Annotated in this window: 14 protein-coding genes; 6 read left to right on the top strand and 8 right to left on the bottom strand. The window is 54.6% G+C overall.

Going from position 1 to position 19,229, the window contains the following annotated elements; all coding sequences use genetic code 11:
- Positions 1-41: 41 nt before the first annotated feature.
- From aceK to LMS44_RS02835, 5 genes are all read right to left on the bottom strand, one after another.
- The gene (gene aceK, locus LMS44_RS02855; RefSeq protein ID WP_009288379.1) at positions 42-1,802 is read right to left on the bottom strand and encodes a bifunctional isocitrate dehydrogenase kinase/phosphatase; all 1,761 of its coding nucleotides are present in this window, start codon (positions 1,800-1,802) and stop codon (positions 42-44) included.
- Positions 1,803-1,883: 81 nt separating this feature from the next.
- Complete coding sequence (locus LMS44_RS02850; RefSeq protein ID WP_278370836.1) at positions 1,884-2,378, bottom strand: CIA30 family protein; 495 nt, start codon at positions 2,376-2,378, stop codon at positions 1,884-1,886.
- An 83-nt stretch (positions 2,379-2,461) separates the two neighbouring features.
- Positions 2,462-3,901 carry an ethanolamine permease gene (gene eat / locus LMS44_RS02845; RefSeq protein ID WP_278370835.1) on the bottom strand — a complete coding sequence of 480 codons (1,440 nt, stop codon included), beginning with the start codon at positions 3,899-3,901 and terminating at the stop codon, positions 2,462-2,464.
- 115 nt (positions 3,902-4,016) lie between these two features.
- Positions 4,017-4,853 carry an ethanolamine ammonia-lyase subunit EutC gene (gene eutC / locus LMS44_RS02840; RefSeq protein ID WP_278370834.1) on the bottom strand — a complete coding sequence of 279 codons (837 nt, stop codon included), beginning with the start codon at positions 4,851-4,853 and terminating at the stop codon, positions 4,017-4,019.
- On the bottom strand, positions 4,843-6,258 hold the full coding sequence (locus LMS44_RS02835; protein WP_278370833.1) for an ethanolamine ammonia-lyase subunit EutB: 1,416 nt from the start codon (positions 6,256-6,258) through the stop codon (positions 4,843-4,845). The genes eutC and LMS44_RS02835 overlap by 11 nt, the downstream gene beginning before the upstream one ends.
- Positions 6,259-6,472: 214 nt before the next feature.
- Between LMS44_RS02835 and LMS44_RS02830 the strand changes: the two genes are divergently transcribed.
- The gene (locus tag LMS44_RS02830) at positions 6,473-7,420 is read left to right on the top strand and encodes a helix-turn-helix domain-containing protein (protein ID WP_278370832.1); all 948 of its coding nucleotides are present in this window, start codon (positions 6,473-6,475) and stop codon (positions 7,418-7,420) included.
- An 84-nt stretch (positions 7,421-7,504) separates the two neighbouring features.
- Here LMS44_RS02830 and mdoH read toward each other — a convergent pair whose 3' ends face one another.
- The 3 genes from mdoH to LMS44_RS02815 all read right to left on the bottom strand — a co-directional run bounded on the left by mdoH (position 7,505) and on the right by LMS44_RS02815 (position 14,305).
- Positions 7,505-10,024, bottom strand: a complete 2,520-nt coding sequence (gene mdoH / locus LMS44_RS02825) for a glucans biosynthesis glucosyltransferase MdoH (RefSeq protein ID WP_230804128.1) — start codon at positions 10,022-10,024, stop codon at positions 7,505-7,507.
- Positions 10,017-11,603 (bottom strand): glucan biosynthesis protein G, encoded by a 1,587-nt coding sequence (locus tag LMS44_RS02820; RefSeq protein ID WP_278370831.1) that lies wholly within the window; start codon positions 11,601-11,603, stop codon positions 10,017-10,019. Before LMS44_RS02820 ends, mdoH begins: the two co-directional genes overlap by 8 nt.
- Positions 11,604-11,959: 356 nt before the next feature.
- Positions 11,960-14,305: a putative bifunctional diguanylate cyclase/phosphodiesterase gene (locus LMS44_RS02815; protein ID WP_278370829.1), complete on the bottom strand. Its 2,346-nt coding sequence runs from the start codon at positions 14,303-14,305 to the stop codon at positions 11,960-11,962.
- A gap of 514 nt (positions 14,306-14,819) precedes the next feature.
- Here LMS44_RS02815 and LMS44_RS02810 point away from each other — a divergent pair.
- The 5 genes from LMS44_RS02810 (at position 14,820) to zigA (ending at position 19,180) form a co-directional block, all read left to right on the top strand.
- Positions 14,820-15,167, top strand: a complete 348-nt coding sequence (locus LMS44_RS02810; protein WP_022520115.1) for a helix-turn-helix domain-containing protein — start codon at positions 14,820-14,822, stop codon at positions 15,165-15,167.
- A 272-nt stretch (positions 15,168-15,439) separates the two neighbouring features.
- Positions 15,440-16,072 (top strand): class I SAM-dependent methyltransferase, encoded by a 633-nt coding sequence (locus LMS44_RS02805; protein ID WP_278370826.1) that lies wholly within the window; start codon positions 15,440-15,442, stop codon positions 16,070-16,072.
- Positions 16,073-16,169: 97 nt separating this feature from the next.
- Positions 16,170-17,543, top strand: a complete 1,374-nt coding sequence (locus tag LMS44_RS02800; RefSeq protein WP_278370825.1) for a PepSY-associated TM helix domain-containing protein — start codon at positions 16,170-16,172, stop codon at positions 17,541-17,543.
- An 18-nt stretch (positions 17,544-17,561) separates the two neighbouring features.
- Positions 17,562-17,837 carry a TIGR03643 family protein gene (locus LMS44_RS02795; RefSeq protein WP_138800445.1) on the top strand — a complete coding sequence of 92 codons (276 nt, stop codon included), beginning with the start codon at positions 17,562-17,564 and terminating at the stop codon, positions 17,835-17,837.
- 116 nt (positions 17,838-17,953) lie between these two features.
- Entirely contained in the window at positions 17,954-19,180 is a 1,227-nt protein-coding gene (gene zigA, locus LMS44_RS02790) for a zinc metallochaperone GTPase ZigA (protein ID WP_278370824.1), read from the top strand.
- The last annotated feature ends 49 nt before the right edge of the window (positions 19,181-19,229 follow it).

Genomic DNA, 19,229 nt, shown 5'->3' with positions numbered 1-19,229 from the left:
TGACCTCGTTGTTTATGTTTCACTGTTTCTTAAGTAAGACACTAATATACTAGCTGGCCAATACTGCCCGCAAAACGCTGCTTATTGCGGTAAGGATAAACGTCGATGACACGGCCATCGATGATCGCCTGCTGCAGTTCCAGCCAGTAATCCGGGTCAAATAGCTCGGGGTGCTGCGCCATGAACATGTCGCGTAGGATCTTATTAGCGAACATAAAAGGCCCAAACTCCTCAGGAAAAATATCGTTAGGGCCGATAGATAACGTATCACCCCCCTGGAAGTCATTGCCCTGGGATTTGGGTATATGCCGAAAACGGCACTCGGTGAGGTAGCAAACTTCATCGTAGTCGTAGAAGATCACCCTTCCATGGCGTGTCACGCCAAAATTTTTCAGCAGCATATCGCCAGGAAAGATGTTCGCCGCGGCCATTTGCTTAATGGCATTGCCGTAATCCTTAAGCACCGTCTCCTTCTCTTGGTCGCTGCACTGTTCCAGGTAGATGTTCAGCGGCGTCATCATCCGCTCGGTATAGCAGTGCTTGATAATCACCTTATCGTCTTTCAACACAACGGTTGAGGGAGCCACTTCCAGTAAGTGCTCCAGGCACTCCGGCGCAAAATGATCCTGGCGGACAATAAAATTGGAGAATTCTTGAGTATCGGCCATGCGCCCTACCCGGTCATGACGCTTTACTAGCCGATACTTTTCTCGCACTACGGCGTGGGTCACGTCTTTGGCCGGGTCGAATTTATCTTTAATGATTTTAAAGACGGTGCGAAAGCTAGGCAGTACAAAAACCGCCATCACCATGCCGCGCACGCCTGGGGCGATAATAAACTGATCCTCGCGCTTCGCCACCTGACGATTCAGTGCCCGGAAAAACTCGGTTTTACCATGTTTGAAGAAGCCGATGGCAGCGTAGAGTTCGCCTTCCGGTTTGTGCGGCATCAGCTGCTGCAGGTAATCGACAAACTCCCTGGGTACCGCTACCTCAACTTGGAAGTAGGCGCGGGTGAAGGAGAAAATAATCGACACCTCGTCGGTTTCGATCAGTACCGTATCCAGGTGTAGGCAAGGGTCGCCCCCCTGCTGCTCACCAAACCCTTCGCCATGGAGTACCGGCAGCACCAGCGGCACCTGCTCGCCGCCGCCCAGGATTCGCCCCACCAAATAGGCGCCTTTATTGCGATAAAAGACGCTATTCAGCAACTCGATTTCAGCATCACCGGCGTTCAAAATCGCCGTGGGTAAGTGCTGCTGTAAGAAGGTGGCGCCGAGATGAGTATCCTGATCTATTTCCGCAAAGCGATTTTCGAAGGGGGCATCGATAAGTGCCCATTTGAGGGCAGCCTGCCAGTCGCCATTAACCTGTTTGCGACGGCATAGGTCAATTCCCGAGCGGTGGGCGGCATCTTCCCGGGAGCTATACACAAACATCCAGTCGTTGCGGATATGGCGATGATGGAAAATAGCGCAGAACAGCGAGTTAAAGAAGGTTTCAGCGAGCTCATAATCGAGTCGGTGGCTGATCAACTCAGCGTAGTGGTTGCGCGCCTCGCGCCAGCACTCGCAGTGAGACACCACCTCGGGATCAAAGGTACGCTTTAAGCGCCCCAGAGTGTCATCAATCTTTTCCTTATAGAGATTGATGCGCTCGGCGGATGCCTGCTGCGTTTCGCGCCACGCCGCGTCACGGAAACGACGGCTGGCATCGGCGGTAATTTCCTTAAAACGTGCACGGTACTCATCAAAGCCATGCAAAATCGTCGTCGCTAAGCGGTACGCAGGCGAGTGCTTCACGGGCTGGGCTCCTGTTGATTTGCGCTAGCGTTGCCTAACGGCAAACTACATGCGAGACGACCTTGGTTGGGTAGCCCCAGTTTAGCGCACTGCCGCAATACGTTTGAGCCGTAAGCAAAAAGGCCCCGCGGTGCGGTCAGCGATTAAAAAGCCAAGTTGGTGAATCTCGCTTGGCGTTACTGCCGGGGCGTCACTCAATAGCGTTCCCCGCCTCACCGCTTCAAAAGCATCCCATGAGAAGTACAGCGTCTCCCAGGCATCTTGAGAAGGCGTAAATTTCACTCGGTACGCTGAGGCATTGCCAAGGGAGGTGCTTTTCAAGCGCAGTTGATAGGTACGTCCGTCGCCCCGCACGGTCAGCTCTATGCCCTGGGCATCCGCTAGCGTTGGCTCGAACCCATTGGGCTCGCGGCGAACGGAGGCAAAGCCACCACCGTTTTCAAGCGACACCTCGCCCTGAAAGCGACCTTCGTTGTCAGTAACGCTAAACGTGCTCTGTGAAACACCGCCCATTACGCCATCATCCACCGCGTACCAGCGCGGCTGCTCGTTGGGGCTATCAAATGTCAACGCCATGCTTACTCCTTGTCATCAGCCAAAAAAGCCTCTTTGCCGCAGGGCAAAGAGGCTTGGTCAGCCTAGGTGATTACGCTTGCAAATTACAGCTTCGCCGTCGTGACCGCTGGGTCTGAATCACTGCTCTCCAACTCTTCAGGTGACGCGACCACCAACGCAAACTCCTCCTCGGCGGTTTTCGCTACGAGGTGATTCTTGCTGTAGAGGAAGAAGTAGGCTGCGCCAACAATGAACAGCACGATAGTGTAGTTAAAGGCGCGTGGGTCGAAGGCGTATACCCCGGTGAGCGCAACCAGGGAAAGCACCAGTGCAATCCCCGAGGTAACGACACCGCCAGGCGTTTTATACGGACGCGGCAGGTCGGGTTGTTTTACCCGCAGTAGAATATGGCTGAGTGCCATGAGCGCATAAGAGATCGTCGCACCGACCACGGCCATGCCCAGCATCAGGTCGCCTTCACCGCTCAACGACACCAGAAAGCCAAACACGCCGGGCACGATCAGGGCAAGATAAGGCACTTTACGGCCACTGGTCAGCGACAGCGCCTTGGGGAGGTACCCCGCCCGTGAAAGCGCAAAGACCAACCGGCTATAGCCGTAGATGATCGAAAAGAAGGAAGCAATCAGCCCCGCCAGGCCCAGCACGTTCACCACGGTTGCCAAGGTCGGATTGCCCGCTGCATTCAGCGCATCCACCAGCGGCACGCCGCTTTGACCGATCATCTCGGCGCCCGCGGCACCGGCCAGCAGCACCACGACCAACAGCGCTGTGAAGAGCAGGAACAACATCGCGCCGATGATGCCTCTGGGCATGTCCCGGGCAGGATCTTTAGCCTCTTCGGCCGCAAGCGGTACGCCTTCTACCGCCAGGAACAGCCACATACCAAAGGGTAGTGCCGCCCAGACGCCGTACCAACCAAACGGCATAAAGGTGCTCGCACCTGCCGCATCGGTGGGAGCAATATCAAACAGGTTGGCGGCATCAAAATCACCGATCAGTGCGACGGCGGTGGCCAGGATGGCAAACACTGCCAAGCCACTGATGACCATCATGACTTTTAGCGCTTCCCCCACGCCCGCCAGGTGAATACCGATGAACAGCGCGTAGAAAATGAGGTAGACCAGCGGGCCGTTGATACCCAGCAACGACTCTACGGCGGCGCCAATGAAGATCACAATGGCCGCTGGCGCCAGGGCATACTCGATCAATACGGCCAACCCGGTCAGATAGCCGCCAGCAGGCCCCATTGCCTGGCGGGCAAAGCTGTATCCGCCCCCAGCCGCGGGTATCGCCGCCGACATTTCGGCAAGTGACAGCACCAGCGCCAGATACATTAACGCCATTAGACACGCGGCTATCGCAAAGCCACCCCAGCCAGCTTCAGCAATACCAAAGTTCCACCCGGCGAAATCACCGGAAATTACGTAGGAAACCCCGAGGCCCGCCAGCAGCATCCAGCCAGCGGTGCCTTTGCGCAGTTGGCGTTTTGCCAGGTACGCTTGATCTATCGTTGGTTGTGTCATCGTTTTGCCCTTTCAGTGTGGAACGAAATCGTCGTCAGCGGCGTGCTGTGGTTTACCAACGTTGTTCCATTTTGTTGTGTGATCGTTGTTATAGGTTGTCGCTTTTTGGGTGACGTTAATCCGCCACCAGGAAGTTACGCGTCGAGCCTGATGCTGAGTCACCTTCCAGCACATCGTCTTCACTGCGGTCTTTCAACTTAACGCCCGACAATTTGCGCTGATGGGCCTCTTTTAACAGCAGAAAGAAGCGTCTGGCGGCCTCTTCCACCTGCAAACCTGCCGGACGCACATTGGAAATGCAGTTGCGTCGATCGTCCTTGAGCCCCGGCTCGGGCGCCCAAGTCATATACAACCCCAAGCTATCCGGCGAACTCAGCCCCGGTCGTTCGCCGATCATGACAAGCACGGCGTCGGCATTGAGCAGTGCGCCAATTTCGTCGCCAATCGCCACCCGCCCCTGCTCGACAAGCGTCAGTGGTGCTAGCTGCCAATCAGCAGCATCGCTGCTCAGCATCTGATAAAGCGCGCCAAGAAACGGAGCACTGTTTTGCTGTACAGCCAACGCAGAAAGCCCATCGACCACGACGATCGCAAGGTCATAGCGCTGCTGGGACGCGGCAGCTTTCTGCAGGTGCTCACGGGTCTCGTCGTTAAGGCGACGGCCATAGTCGGGCCGCTGCAGGTACATGGCACGATCCTGGGCATGGCTGTGCAGGCGCAGCGGTGCCTCAGACAAATCGAGGGCTTGGGTCAGCTCGGAGGCCAGCGCTGCTACATCCAGCGGACAGTGAACCGCATCCTGTGCTTGGGCGTGAGCCAACTGAAACGCCAGCAATTTGCTGGTCGGCAGGCTGACCCCAGCGCGGCCCAGGCCAATTCGCGCGTCGGTAAAGGCATTCAGCCGCTCCCAGGGGTTCTCCACCACGATGGGTGATGATGGATCATGTGCCATGGCGAGGCTCCTTGGGCAGGTGGCGCAGGCTGTTGGCAAAGGCGGCGGGCAGCTGGTCATTGAGCCGGTGGGTGCTAACATCCTGGAAAATCTGCATCTCTTCGAGCCAGCGCTCAAACTCCGGCGCGGCCTTCAGCCCCAGTACCCGCCGTGCATAGAGCGCGTCGTGAAACGAAGTCGTCTGGTAGTTGAGCATGATGTCGTCAGAGCCTGGGATACCCATAATGAAGTTGCAGCCCGCCACGCCGAGCAGCGTGAGCAGGTTATCCATATCATTCTGGTCGGCTTCGGCGTGATTGGTGTAGCAGACATCGCAGCCCATGGGCACGCCCAATAGCTTGCCGCAGAAGTGGTCTTCAAGGCCTGCACGGGTGATCTCCTTGCCATCGAACAGGTACTCTGGGCCAATAAAACCCACCACGGTATTCACCAGCAAGGGCTTGAACTTGCGTGCAACGGCGTAGGCGCGGGCTTCACAGGTTTGCTGGTCGAGCCCGTGGTGAGCGTCGGCAGAAAGCGAGCTGCCCTGGCCGGTTTCGAAATACATCACGTTGCGCCCCACCGTACCGCGATTGAGCGACTGCGCCGCCGCTTCGGCTTCGGCCAGGGTGCTCAAGTCGAAGCCAAAGCTGCGGTTGGTGGCCTCAGTGCCGCCGATCGACTGGAAGACCAGATCGACCGGGGCACCCTGCTCTATGGCTTCCAGCGTATTCGTTACGTGGGTAAGCACGCAGGACTGGGTGGGGATTTGATACTTCTGGATCACTTCATCCATCAAGCGCATCAGCTTGACGCTCTGGGCAACGTTATCCGTCGCTGGGTTGATGCCAATCACCGCGTCGCCACTGCCGTAGAGCAGGCCGTCCAGAATGCTGGCCGCAATGCCGGTCACATCATCGGTGGGGTGATTGGGCTGAAGCCGAGTGGAAAGCCGCCCCGGCAGGCCAATTGTGTTGCGAAAAGCGGTGGTGACCCGGCACTTCTTGGCCACCAGAATCAAATCCTGATTGCGCATCAGCTTGCTGACGGCAGCGGCCATTTCGGGGGTAATCCCCGTTTTTACTTCTGCTAACACCTCACTGGTAGCGTGGTCGGAGAGCAACCAGTTACGAAAATCGCCGACGGTGAGGTGACGGAGGGGGGCGAAAGCGTCGGAGTCATGGTCATCGATAATCAGCCGAGTGATCTCATCCTCTTCGTATGGAATCAGGGCTTCATTCAAAAAAGTGGTAAGCGGGAGCTCGGCGAGTACCATCTGGGCGACCACCCTCTCTTCGGCACTCTCCGCCATTACTCCGGCCAAACGGTCGCCTGAACGGGGCGGCGTGGCTTTAGCCATCAGCTCTGCCAGGCTTGCAAAGCGATAGCTGCGACTCCCCACCGTCGTGTGATAGGTCTGCGCCATGGGGCTATCCTTTTTTATTACGATGGCTGTTGTTGATCGCGTTGACATCGCGCTGAAGTACAAAACTTGCTTGTTTCCACCATAGCGTTATCAATAGAGAGGGAGTATCAAGTTTTGGCAAACTCACTAACTTTCGCTTTACTCAAGTAAATACAAAAAGTTAAGGCGTTACATAAATTATGATTAGCCAACTTATCACTGCGAGGAGCGCTTCATGACCACGCTCGACAGCTCATTTGCACCAACAAGGTGCATTCAAGAGGCCTTTGATGCCGATGAGCACGCGCAGAACCTGACGCGATGGCAACAGGAGTACGATCAACTCAGCCCAGGGAGTTTCTACGGGCGGCTGGATGAGGTGGCACTGGAAACCATGCAGGTCTTCAAGGAGCATACCGGGCAAGCGCTACGTCAGGACTGCCGGGTATGGCCTGAGTCGCTGTGGATCGGTATTCCCACTACCCATCAAGGCTCGCGCATCAATGGACAAGCGCTCAGTGCGGGCGAGGTGATGTGCCGCCCGGGTGGACGTGATTTTGAACTGGTGACACCAGAAGGATTCGACATCTATGGGCTGGTGATCCAGTTGCCCGCCTTGACGGCGGCGGCCAAGCGGCAGGGGGTCAGCCTGGATACACACTGGCACGCCATGCCCCGTCGCCAGGCGGCCGGTGACACCCTGCGCGCCGTGTCGTTCCTCATTGAACGTCTACTCAACAGTCAGACGCTGTCCATCGCCAGCCATATCCATCAAGACATTCTGCTGATGGCGCTACTGGAGTTATTGCAGGTCAAGCAGCCCAGTGCTGAGCTGCCACCCAGCTATGCCCATCGCAAGGAAGTGGTTGATCGCGTCAAGCGCTACGTGGATGAGCATCTGGAAGGCCCCGTGACGATGGAGGAGCTTTGTCAGCTTACCCACGTTAGCCGCCGCACACTGCAGTACAGCTTCACCACCATCCTGGGCATCAGCCCGCTACAGTTCTTACGCCTGACCCGGCTGAACCGCGTGCGCCGGGCGCTGCGGGCGGCATCTCCGCAACAATCGGTCACGGAAATAGCCACCTACTGGGGTTTTTGGCACTTGGGACAGTTCGCCCACGACTACAAGCAGCAGTTCGGAGAGAGCCCATCGCAAACGCTCAGTGCGAAAACGTTATGAGCGAGTCAGTGAATAGCGGCAAATACAAGCCAGCCTCTCAGCCGGCCTGATTAAATGCGAGAGTAGCTAAAAAAGAGCGTCTGCCTAGTTAAAGGTTGGGAGGTGCTTGGATTCACGGCCTGGCAGACCACAGTCAAACCAACTGTGATGTGCCTTGCTGTCTTCCCAAATGTGGTAGTGCAGTTGCGACATCATCACCGGGTCATCTAGAAAATCCAAACGCTCCAGCTTACTCATTGCCGCAGGCCCCATCCTGACTCCGCGTGCAACCCGCTCGGCCCGACGTTGGCGTATTGGCTCGGCATCGGTATGCCGTGATGTGCCTAAAGCAGTAGCCAACGCATTCGGCACAGGATCTACCACCATTTGGGCAAAAGACGGCGCCGCCATTCCGGTATTCATGTGGGAAAGCAACCTCACCATGCGCCGCAGCACACGGGGCGGCTGTGTTTCTTCGGGGATCCGGAAAAGCCGCTTTTGAAAGCAGAACCACCCTAACGAGACACGGCTCGACAGTGCCGATACCGGGATAGACAGCATCAAAGCGACGACGATGGGCGAGAGCCACCACAGAAATGTAGGCTCCATAACGTAAACACCCGCTGCCCACACAGCCCCTATTAGGGTTTGACTCCAATGTGCGCGGAACGCATCCCCCCACGTCGTGTCGCTATTTTCACGTGATGGTGAGCGCCATTGAACCGCCCACCCCATCAATGACGTCAGTACAAAGCGGGTGTGAAACAGCATCCTTACCGGCGCTAATAGCATCGAGAATAGCGACTCGAGAATCATACTTTCCAATACCTTGAGAGGCCCGCCAAATTGACGACTCCCCTGTATCCACACCAGCAATACGCTGAGTAGCTTAGGCAAGAACAGCAGTAACGCCGTCACACCAAACAACCCCACCGCTAAGGTTGGATTCCATTGTGGCCAAACAGGAAACAACATTCCCGGCTCAGGAAAGTAGTCGGGCGTGCTAAAGGTATGCACTGCTAAAAGCGCGGTCGAAAGCACTAAAAAAAGACACCATAGCGGCGCGGAAAGATAAGACATTAAACCGGTCAGGAAAACGGCACGGTGGACGGGGTGGATGCCTTGCGAGAAAAACAGCCGGAAGTTCATCAAATTTCCGTGGCACCAGCGTCTGTCGCGATTGAGTTCATCGAGCAGGTTAGGTGGCATTTCTTCAAAGCTGCCTTCCAATTTGTAGGCAATCCATACCCCCCAACCGGCTCGCCGCATCAGCGCCGCCTCAACAAAATCATGGGATAGTATCTCCCCAGACATCGAGCCTTTACCGGGCAGTGGCGCCAGGATGCAGTGCTGCATAAACGGGGCGAGGCGAATGATCGCGTTATGGCCCCAGTAATGCGACTCACCCAATTGCCAAAAATGGAGCCCGGCAGTAAACAGCGGTCCATACACTCGTGTCGCAAACTGTTGCATCCGAGCGTACAGATTGAGGCGCCCCGAAGCGCGTGGCGCTGTTTGGATAATGCCGACCCTGGAGTGCACCTCCATCATTTGCACCAGTCGCGTCAGGCATTTGCCGCTCATGACACTATCGGCGTCCAACACCACCATATAACGATAGAGCGCCCCCCAGCGGCGGCAAAAATCGTCAAGATTACCGCTCTTGCGTTTGACTCGACGCTGGCGGCGGCGATAGAAAACCTGACCGAAAGCATCCAGATCACGACACAACACCAGCCAGGCATAGGTTTCTTGAATGGCAATATCGGGGTCGGACGTATCGCTCAGAATAAAGATGTCGAAATGCCGGTCATTACCCGTACTGCGCAGGGATTCCAGGGTGGCGCGCACCCCGGCAAAGACCCTGGCAACATCCTCGTTACAGATTGGCACCAATAGTGCTGTGCGTGCCTCATCATCAATCGGCTCGTCGCCCACCTCGTTGTCAATGGCGTAGCGGTCATGGCTTCGTAATAGCTGGAAAAACCCCATCAAGGCAGTCCAAAACCCGGCGGATACCCAGGCGAATAGCAACACAAATAACGACAGGATAGCTATCTCAAGCCACTGCAGGCCCTGGCCAGGGAGGACGGTACGCATCTGATTGGCAGCGATGATACTTTGACCGAAAATCAGCACTAGCAAAACCCAGCGTCGCCTAGTGGCGACCCACTTCCAGGACGCGGAGGGTGACTCTCTTCTGCGCCGACGAAAATCACCATTTGCCCAGCGCTTGAAGCGGCGACCAATATTCACGAAAGGATTGGTCGACCACTGCTGGGGCGCCAACGGCGTTCGCTTCATCGGTGGCGCAGTTTGCAGGCGGGTAATACCGGAGGTGTCCGTAGACAGCACGTCTGGCGGCGCTAGCGGCGGCTCTGCATAGGCAAGCGCCAGGCGCCGACCTACTGACAGCGCTGCAGGATCACTATTGTCACCTCTCTGCCAATTACCATCCCCATCACTATCCTCGCTCAACGCAGCGTGTAGCGACGCCATGTCGTGCTTATCAAGATCACCGACCAGTAACTTGTAGCGCTCCTTACGATTCTGGGTCTCCAACGCCAAGCGCTCTAAATAAATATCCGTTGGCGTTGCCTGCGATGAAGACATCATTTCAGCCATTAGCAGGCAGCCTGTAGTACCAGGTTTCGGACATTTGCTTGCCATCGAGCATTAGCTTGGCCCTGATATCCAAGGGCTGGCTGCCATTATTCCGCTTCACATTGACAAATACACGCCAACCGTTGGTCGCTGGGTTATGAACAACGCGGCTAGTCGCCAATTCTCCATTATCGCCCACGCTTGCCTCAACGGTCATATTTGCATCGCTGCCGATACCGGAAAGCGAGGGCCCGATAAAATCGAGGACAAAAGCGAGTGTCCCGTCGGGCTCGCGCACCAGGTTATCGCGCATCACCTCTCCCCGTGAGCGACGTGTTTCTTCAACCCAGGCAAGCTGAGGATCAAGGTGGCGGCTTTCATTGGTTGTGAACGTAATACGGTAATCGAATGCCAGCGGTTTTCCCGGCTCATGGGGTTCATCAGACAGCCACATCGAGACGATATTATCGTTGGTCTCGTTGTCAGTCGGAATCTGAATCAGCTCAACGCTACCCGCCCCCCATTCGTTTTGTGGCTCGACCCAGGCGCTTGGGCGCAGATCATAACGTGCGGCAATATCCTGATAATCGCTAAAATTGTGGCCACGCTGCATCAAGCCATAACCGCGTAACTGAGGTGTTGCATGCCTATTCATCATCAATCTGGCCGGATTGGCTAGCGGGCGCCACAGCCAGCCATTCTGCGCATCATTGATCAAAAGGCCATTAGAATCATGGATTGCTGGGATATAGTGTTGTGTCGAAGAGGGCTGCTCTGGGCCGTAAAGATACATGCTGGTGAGCGGCGCTATCCCAAGCTTCTCGACAGCCCGGCGCAAGTATAGGCGCGATTGTACGTCTACCAGGGTGTCGTCTCCGGGGCGTAGCACGAAGCGGTAGGCACCGGCCACGCTAGGTGAGTCAAGCAGGGCGAAAATAGTCAAGTACTGGCTTTCCGGGCCAGGTTCGACGATCCACATTTCAGTGAAGCGAGGGAACTCCTCGCCCGAAGGTAGCCCTGTATCAACGGCAAGTCCTCGCCCGGAAAGCCCATAAACCTGCCCTTCGCCAATAGCGCGAAAATAGCTAGCCCCCAGAAAGACCATCACCTCATCTTTGCGATCACCTTCATTGAGTGCATGGTTGATCCTGACACCGGCAATGCCAAGGCCATCGCTATTCTTCACTGCCTCGGAGATACCTAAATCACCGTAGGTAAAGTCGTCGGGATTATAGGCAAAGCCATGTACCCCGCCCTCCTGATCAACGCTGTTTAATTGGATGGCACTGTCATAATGCATACCCTCATGGATAAAGCTCAGGGTGAACGGTGCGCCTTTACCGCTCCACACATCGCGATCTCGCTTGAACTGTATTTGCGAATACTCCGTATAGCTGAGCTCACGCAGCTCATCAGGCAGAGATGTTTCCGGGGCTCGGTAGCCCTGCTGGGCTAGCTCCTCTGCCTTTCTAGCGACATTATCGAAGCCAAATGCAAAAGCCTCATGAGGAATGCTTCCAACCAGCAGGCCACCCAGAACGGCGACTGAACACAAACCTTTGCAGCTTGAAAACTTACTTAACCGGGTCGATCCACTCATTTAGCGTCATGCTCCTGTGCAATCCTTTGACTAAATTCAAATTCGCTTATTTTCCGAATCGACATACGATAGAGTCCATTCGATCAGCTAAATGCGTCCTTTTGATTTTCTCACCATCGCTAAAGCGCGCACCTTGAGCGTATATGAAGATGAGGTTACGTTTTAGGTATAGCATGAGTCTAGACTACTTGGCACCCCGGCTAACCAGGCTTTTTGAAAGGGTTGAGGCTAAAATTAGAACGAGTTCGATTCGTTGAACCGGGAGAACAGGCGCTACCTTAAGCTTATTGTCTATTATAGATAGCAGTTTGGTGGGCGCTCTTCAAAAACGCTCAATGCAAAAACGACCTACTCACCTAGCGCAGCCAGCGCTGGGCAAACTCTTTAGCTGCCAATGGCCGATCAAAGTAGTAGCCTTGGCCCTGGGCACAGCCCATTGCGAGCAATGCGTTAATCTGGTTTTGGTTCTCAATCCCTTCCGCAATGGTTTCAAGGCCCAGCGTGTTCGCCATGGCAATGATCGTTGCCACAATGACACGGTCGTTGTCGCTGGTGAGCATATCGCGGACGAAGGAGATATCGATTTTAATTTTATCGGCGGCGAAGCGCTTTAGGTAGGCAAGCGACGAATACCCGGTGCCAAAGTCATCAATGGCAAGCCCTAACCCTTTGCTCTTTAACACTTCGGTCATAGCAATCGCTTTTTCAGGATTCTCCATGATACCGCTTTCGGTAATTTCCAGGCTAAGTTGTGACGCCTCAACGCCAAAGTCGACACAGCAACCGAGCAGGCCAGTCACCAAATCATCCTCTTCAAACTGCTGGGCGGCAATATTAATCGCTAACTGGCCAGGCATAGAGCGCCCCTGCTCTCGCCATGCGGCAAGTTGCCTGCAGGCTTCCTCTATCACCCAACTGCCGAGCGCGACAATCATGCCGCGCTCCTCGGCAATAGGAATAAATTTACCCGGTGAAACGTCACCCAGTTCCTCATCGTGCCACCGACACAGCGCCTCAGCGCCAATTAACTGGCCGGTGTGCAAATCTACCTGGGGCTGAAAGTGCAGGCTCAGCTGTTTTTCGGCAATGGCGGACGCCAGGCGTTTGGCGATATGCAACTGTTCAGCCACAACGCGCCCCATCCAGGGTTCAAATACACATACGGGAAGCTTTTGCCGCTTGGCTTGATGCATGGCAATGTCGGCGTGTTTCAACAGCTCTAATGGCATTGCCGCATGCTGAGGATATAGCGCCAGACCGATTCCCACAGAAAGCTCAAAGGAGTGTTGCTCAACAATAAACGGTTGCGCGATGCTGTCGCACAATTGCTGAGCTGTGGCTAACGCGCTGCTTGCCTCAACACCAGGGCAAACCACCACAAACTCATCACCAGCTAAGCGTGCTAAATACTGTCCCTCCGTCAACGAAGCTGCAAAGCGCTCGGCCACGGCCTTTAGGACTAAATCGCCCAGGTCATGCCCAGCGGTATCATTGATCTCTTTGAAATGATTAAGATCCAGTAGCAATAGCGCCAATTCAGTGGTCTGCGTATCGGCGACCACTCGCTCTAAGTGGAGCATAAAGGCAGCACGGTTGGGCAATTGAGTCCCCGAATCAGAAAAAGCCAATTGGCGAATGCGTACTTCGTCTTGTTGGCGTTCAAGCTCTGAAGCGGCCCGCGCAGCAAATATCTGCAAGACATTGCGCACAACATCCACATCGTCCAGCGGCTTCTTAAACATGACGCCAATAAGCCCCATCGGCTGACCATGGCTATCATCCAGCCGCCGCCCAACATAGCCGTTTACCCACGAAAGCGCCCCGTTGGTTTCAGCAGGCAGCCTAATGGCGGCGCCCTCGTGAACGATACACTCTTGCTCCACCATTACCTTATGGCAAGGAACGCCGGGAAGATAATAAGCAAAATTATCCTGGCACTGACCATTTACATACAGCGTTAAGGTATGCGCGATATCGGAATCCTGCTCGTCCAGTAGCGCTATAAACCCCACTTCAGCGGATAACGCTTCGGCCATATGGGCGGTTAGCCGGCGCAGAAACGCTTCGCCATTCTCAGCTGAGACCGCAGTTGCCAAGCTAACAACGGCGTGTTGAAAGCGTTGCTGCTCATTAATGGTGTTGATCAGGGCGGTGTTGTGTCGACCAATGCGCTGCAACGCCTGCTGTTTATATAACAGACGTTCGCGCGTTTGGCTTTCTGCTAACTGACGCGCCAACTCTGCGCCAGCCAACGCCGCAAAGATACGTAACACTTCATCGGCATAAGAAGGAAGCTCCAGGACGGATGAGTGCATTAGCGCAATAGCACCCAAAAAGCCGCCACCAGGCGCTGCGATGGAGATACCCAAATACCCCTCAACGCTCAGGGAGTCCAGCCGCTGATCATCCGGGAACTGCTGACGAGCAGAAGCAGGCACAAACAACCGTGAGTGTTCCGCGACCTGTTGGCATGGCGTGCTTTGTAGTGAATACGGAGCTGTCTCAATGAATTCACCCTGAGACCACGCTGCCAATGTGCTCACAGTGCCCTGGCGGCTATCGACATATTCAACAACGGCATGATCAACGCCAAGGATACCCGTCAGGGATCGCACAAGGTGTTGAAAAAAGCCCTCTTCACTGACGCAGGTCAACTTATCCGCCAACTGTCGAAAAATCTCTGGTGCAGAAGTAGGGAGCATGTTATTAAGCGCCTTCGGATTTACACATCAAGCTTCTCTCCCGCTCTTGCTGAACAGTATTTAAAAAAAACGCACCGATCCGCCGCATAAACGCCATTCGGTAACCGATCAACGACTAAAGTTTATAAACGCCTAAAGCTTACAAAAGAAAAACCACCTAACATTCAACACCCCACAATCTTCTTTTATAAGATTTTAAACAACCTTCAAACAACCAACCAAAGCCACTTGAACATTAACACTGAAAACATATTAACAACTTACACTACTAAAGCTGCCCTCAGTTGTATGCTTTATAGCTTCGGGCGTTTCCACTTATCACACCTATGCTTTTTATTTTTTTTGGCTACCCAATTAAATCATTACCTCTTAATTACACATTTCATGGCGTAACCAAACGAAACAAAAAGTAACTACAGGCATCCAAATCAACCTTAGAAGATGATATTCAACCTAAACAGTCCTTCATGTCAATAGGTCGTTCCTCAACCATCTAGGTCTAATGGAGGACATTGTGAATAAAACAGAACAGAAACGGCTTGCAGGCAGTATCGGCCGGGCAATTGCCAAACAGCGGGTTCGCAGTCAATTGACCCAAGAGGAAGTTGCTGAGCGCCTAGGTGTTGGTAACGAAGCCGTTTCGCGCATCGAGCGCGGGCGGGTGATCCCCAACATTGTGCGCCTAATAGAGCTTGCTGAAATTTTCAACTGCGAGGCAGCTGAATTATTTGGGCAAGCCAGTTTTCATATCGATGATCAGTCAAGCAGAATGAAACAGCTTTTAGAGCCTTTAAATCAAAATGATCGCCAGCTAGTTATCGATATTGTTGAAAGCTTAACTACACGCCTACAAAAAGGGTAATCAAACAAAATGACAAAATCTTATCTCAAAAACTTTAAAACCAATCAAAAATTACTACAAAAAATCAACCAAAGGATCACTATAACGTTTACTATTTCATAAACTCTACACAATAAATTTGATAGGATGATAATATTAGCCATATAAAATAAATCATCCAACATGAGCACGCTTTATTGGTTGAATGATTGCTTTCATGCTATAGGTAGTCTGATGTAAATAGTCGACAACCGGCATTCAGCAATCGCAGCGTTGAGCTGCAAAGGGGCGTTATGTTCAACACCACCGCGTGGAATCGCCTTCGCTACACCGTTTACGCACCTTTCTACGATGCGGTCGCCGCCCGTGCGTTTCGTAGGCCACGGCGTATTGCGCTTGGACAGGTAGATTGGGAGCCCGGTATGCGGGTGCTGCTGGTAGGGGCTGGCACAGGGTTAGACCTGCCTTTTCTGCCTCATGACATCGAATTGCACGCCACCGATATCGCTCCGGCCATGGTGAAGCGCACGGCAAAAAGAGCCAAGGAGCTTCGCCACGATGTGGAATGTAGTGTGATGGATGCCGAGGCGCTCAACTACCCCGATGAGCACTTTGAGGCCGTCATCATGCATCTGATTATTGCGGTAATGCCTGATCCACAGCGAGGGCTTGCCGAAGCGTACCGCGTGTTAAAACCCGGTGGGCAGCTGTGCGTAATGGATAAGTTCCAGCCAGACGGTCAATCTGTGGGTGCGGGCCGACGTCTTCTGAATGGAGTCACATCGGCACTTGCCACCGACATTACACGCCAAGCACAGCCACTGCTCAGCGAAGCTGGGTTTCAGATTCACCACGACGAACCGGTGCTAATGAATGGTCTATTCCGTGCACTCCTGGCCGTCAAGCCCACTCCGTCTAGCCGCTAAGCGTGTGACTTTTTACCGCTACGCACAGGCTAGCGATTGCTAATTAAACTATCTAAGCTGTCTGGCTAATTTACCGATGCCACTCGGATTCAAGCCAATGACAGCCCACTCCTCTAACCGCACCGGCAAGCTGCTTTTTGCCCTGCTTAGCCGCTTACACCTATATATTGGCCTCTTCGTCGGCCCTTTTATTCTTATCGCGGCACTGTCTGGTATCGCTTACTTGCTTAGCCCACCACTTGAAGAGTGGCTCTACCATGACACCCTGTATGGCGCTACTCAGGGCGAGCCTCATTCACTTGCCGAACAGATCACTACGGCCCAGCAATACCTGGGCGAACCAACCCTGCCCAGCGCGGTGCGCCCTGCACCGGCGTTAGGCGACACCACCCGACTCATGTTTAGCGAGCCAGGGCTGGGGCCTTCTGAACATCGGGCGCTGTTTGTCGATCCCATTACCCTGAAAGTGACCGGTGATACGACGGTTTACGGTACCAGCGGTATTTTACCGCTGCGCACCGCGATCGATCATTTTCACCGCCAGCTGTTAATGGGCGAGATGGGGCGTCTCTATAGTGAGCTGGCTGCCTCATGGCTTTGGCTTGCCGCGCTGGGTGGCATAACGCTGTGGATTCGCCAACGCCGCACACTGAAAGCACTGTCAGGCGCCCACACCACACGCCAGCGCCACGCAACACTAGGCGTAGTGCTTTCCCTCGGGTTGCTGTTCTTTTCGGCAACGGGGCTCACTTGGTCACAGTGGGCAGGGAGCAATATTGCGGAACTTCGTCATGCCTGGGGCTGGGGCACGCCAAGTGCCTCAACGGCACTGATCGATACCGATAGCCAGGTAGCCGATGAACATGCTGAGCATCACGGCCATATGGCAATGGTGGCCACGTCTATCACGTTAGAGGACTTTGACCGGGCGCTGAGCGCTGCTCGTAAGGCGGGGCTTAGCGCAGCGCGCATCCAACTAACGCCTCCGAGCAGTTCCCAGGAGGCATGGCGGGTAGCGGAAATTGATCGCCAGTGGCCTACGCAGGTAGACCAGGTGGCGCTGCATCCGCAAAGCATGGCTGTGACCGATCAAACCGATTTTACCACCTTCCCACTAGCCGCCAAGCTCACCCGCTGGGGGATTGATCTGCATATGGGCGTACTGTTTGGTATCGCGAATCAAATAGTGCTGGCGTTGATCGCCGCGGGGCTTGTGACGCTGATGGTATGGGGTTACGTAATGGCGTGGCGGCGGCTACGCACGGCGAGTGGTCAGCGCTTCCCAACGGTGACTGAACCCTGGCTAATGCTTCCGCTTACGACCCAACTCGGCGTGCTGTTCGTCGCTATCACGCTTGGCGTAGCTCTGCCCGTACTGGGTGTAAGCCTGGCGATTTTCATCGTGATTGATGCGCTGCGCTGGTCTATTAAAAAGCGCTACACTGCCCGCAGACTTAATACCCACCAATAACATACCTTGAGGTGAACGATGCCAAAAGCCCCCGTTAAGCGCTTTCGCCGCTTACCCGATGACGAACAGTCACGCGTTATAGAAATGGCCTGGGAAGACCGCACGCCGTTTGAAGCGATCGAAACGCTGTTTGGGCTTGCCGAGCCCGATGTGATTGAGGTGATGCGCCACCAGCTTAAACCCGCCTCGTTTCGTTTATGGCGCACACGTGTCACCGGCCGCGCCACCAAACACCAAGCTCTGCGCTCGCCGGATGTTCTACGTGGATATTGCCCAACGCAATATAAGCGCTGAAATCCACTAGGCTTTGTACGAAAACTGACTCGACCTCCTCTGAAACAAATCTTCCTCTAAGCATCTAAATTGTTATATTATCACATAACATAAACCCATTTAGAGGTGCCCTAGCAATGACCGCATTTTCTCCCCTGCCCGTGACGGTGCTCTCGGGCTTTCTAGGTGCCGGTAAAACCACCGTGCTTAATCATATTCTCGCCAACCGTGAAGGCCGCCGCGTCGCGGTCATTGTGAACGATATGAGCGAGGTAAATATCGACGGTGCACTGGTGCGCGGTGGCCCTGGTGAGTCGACGCTGGATGGTAATGTTGCTCTGAACCGCTCTGAAGAGCGTTTAGTAGAGATGAGCAATGGCTGCATCTGCTGCACCCTGCGCGAAGACCTGCTGGAAGAAGTCAGCCAGTTGGCCCGGGAAGGCAAGTTCGATTACCTGGTCATTGAGTCCACCGGGATTTCCGAACCGCTGCCCGTGGCGGAAACCTTCACTTTTGAAGATGAAAGCGGCCAGAGCCTCTCCCACGTCGCCCGGCTGGATACGCTGGTCACCGTCGTTGATGGCGCCAACTTTCTTGAACAGTACCGCGAAGCGCAAAGCCTCACCGAAGCGGGCGAAAGCTTAGGCGAGGATGACGAGCGCAATGTCGCTGACTTGCTGGTCGATCAAATCGAGTTTTGCAATGTGCTGCTGATCAGCAAAACTGACCTGATCAATGAGAAAGAGTTGGAGGCGCTGAAGGCTATCTTGCACTCGCTGAACCCCGACGCGGAACTGGTGCCGATCACTCAAGGCGGCGTGCCGCTCGATAAAGTACTGGATACCGGCAAGTTCAATTTCGAGCGTGCCCAGTTGGCACCGGGCTGGCTAAAAGAGATGCGCGGCGAGCATGTGCCAGAGACCGAAGAGTACGGTATTGGCAGCTTTGCCTATCACGCCCGCCGCCCCTTCCACCCACAGAAATTTCATGACCTGCTCAACCAGGAGTGGTTTGGTAAGGGCCTGCTGCGCTCGAAAGGCTTCTTCTGGCTCGCCACTCGCCCCCAATCCGCCGGTCAATGGAGCCAGGCAGGCGGCATCGCCCACCACGGCCCAGCCGGGATATTCTGGAAGGCGATTCCCGAAGAGCGTTGGCCAACGGATCCCGAAACGCGTCAGTTTATTATGGAAAAGTGGCAGGAGCCGTTTGGCGATATGCGCCAGGAGCTGGTCTTTATCGGTCAGAACCTGGAACAAGATAAAATGCGTGAAGCGCTGGATGGCTGCCTGATAAGCGAAGCGGAACTACTGCAAGGCATGAACGCGTGGAAGAAACTGCCCGATCCATTCCCGTCCTGGGAATAAGTAAGAGCTAATAACGCTTAAACGCAAAGAGAGGCCGCAGCCTCTCTCT

Source organism: Halomonas profundus, assembly GCF_020865425.1.
In the GTDB taxonomy this organism is placed as follows: Bacteria; Pseudomonadota; Gammaproteobacteria; order Pseudomonadales; family Halomonadaceae; genus Vreelandella; species Vreelandella titanicae.
The sequence above is the reverse complement of the archived record's forward strand: the minus strand, read 5'-3'. Positions and strand labels throughout refer to the sequence as shown.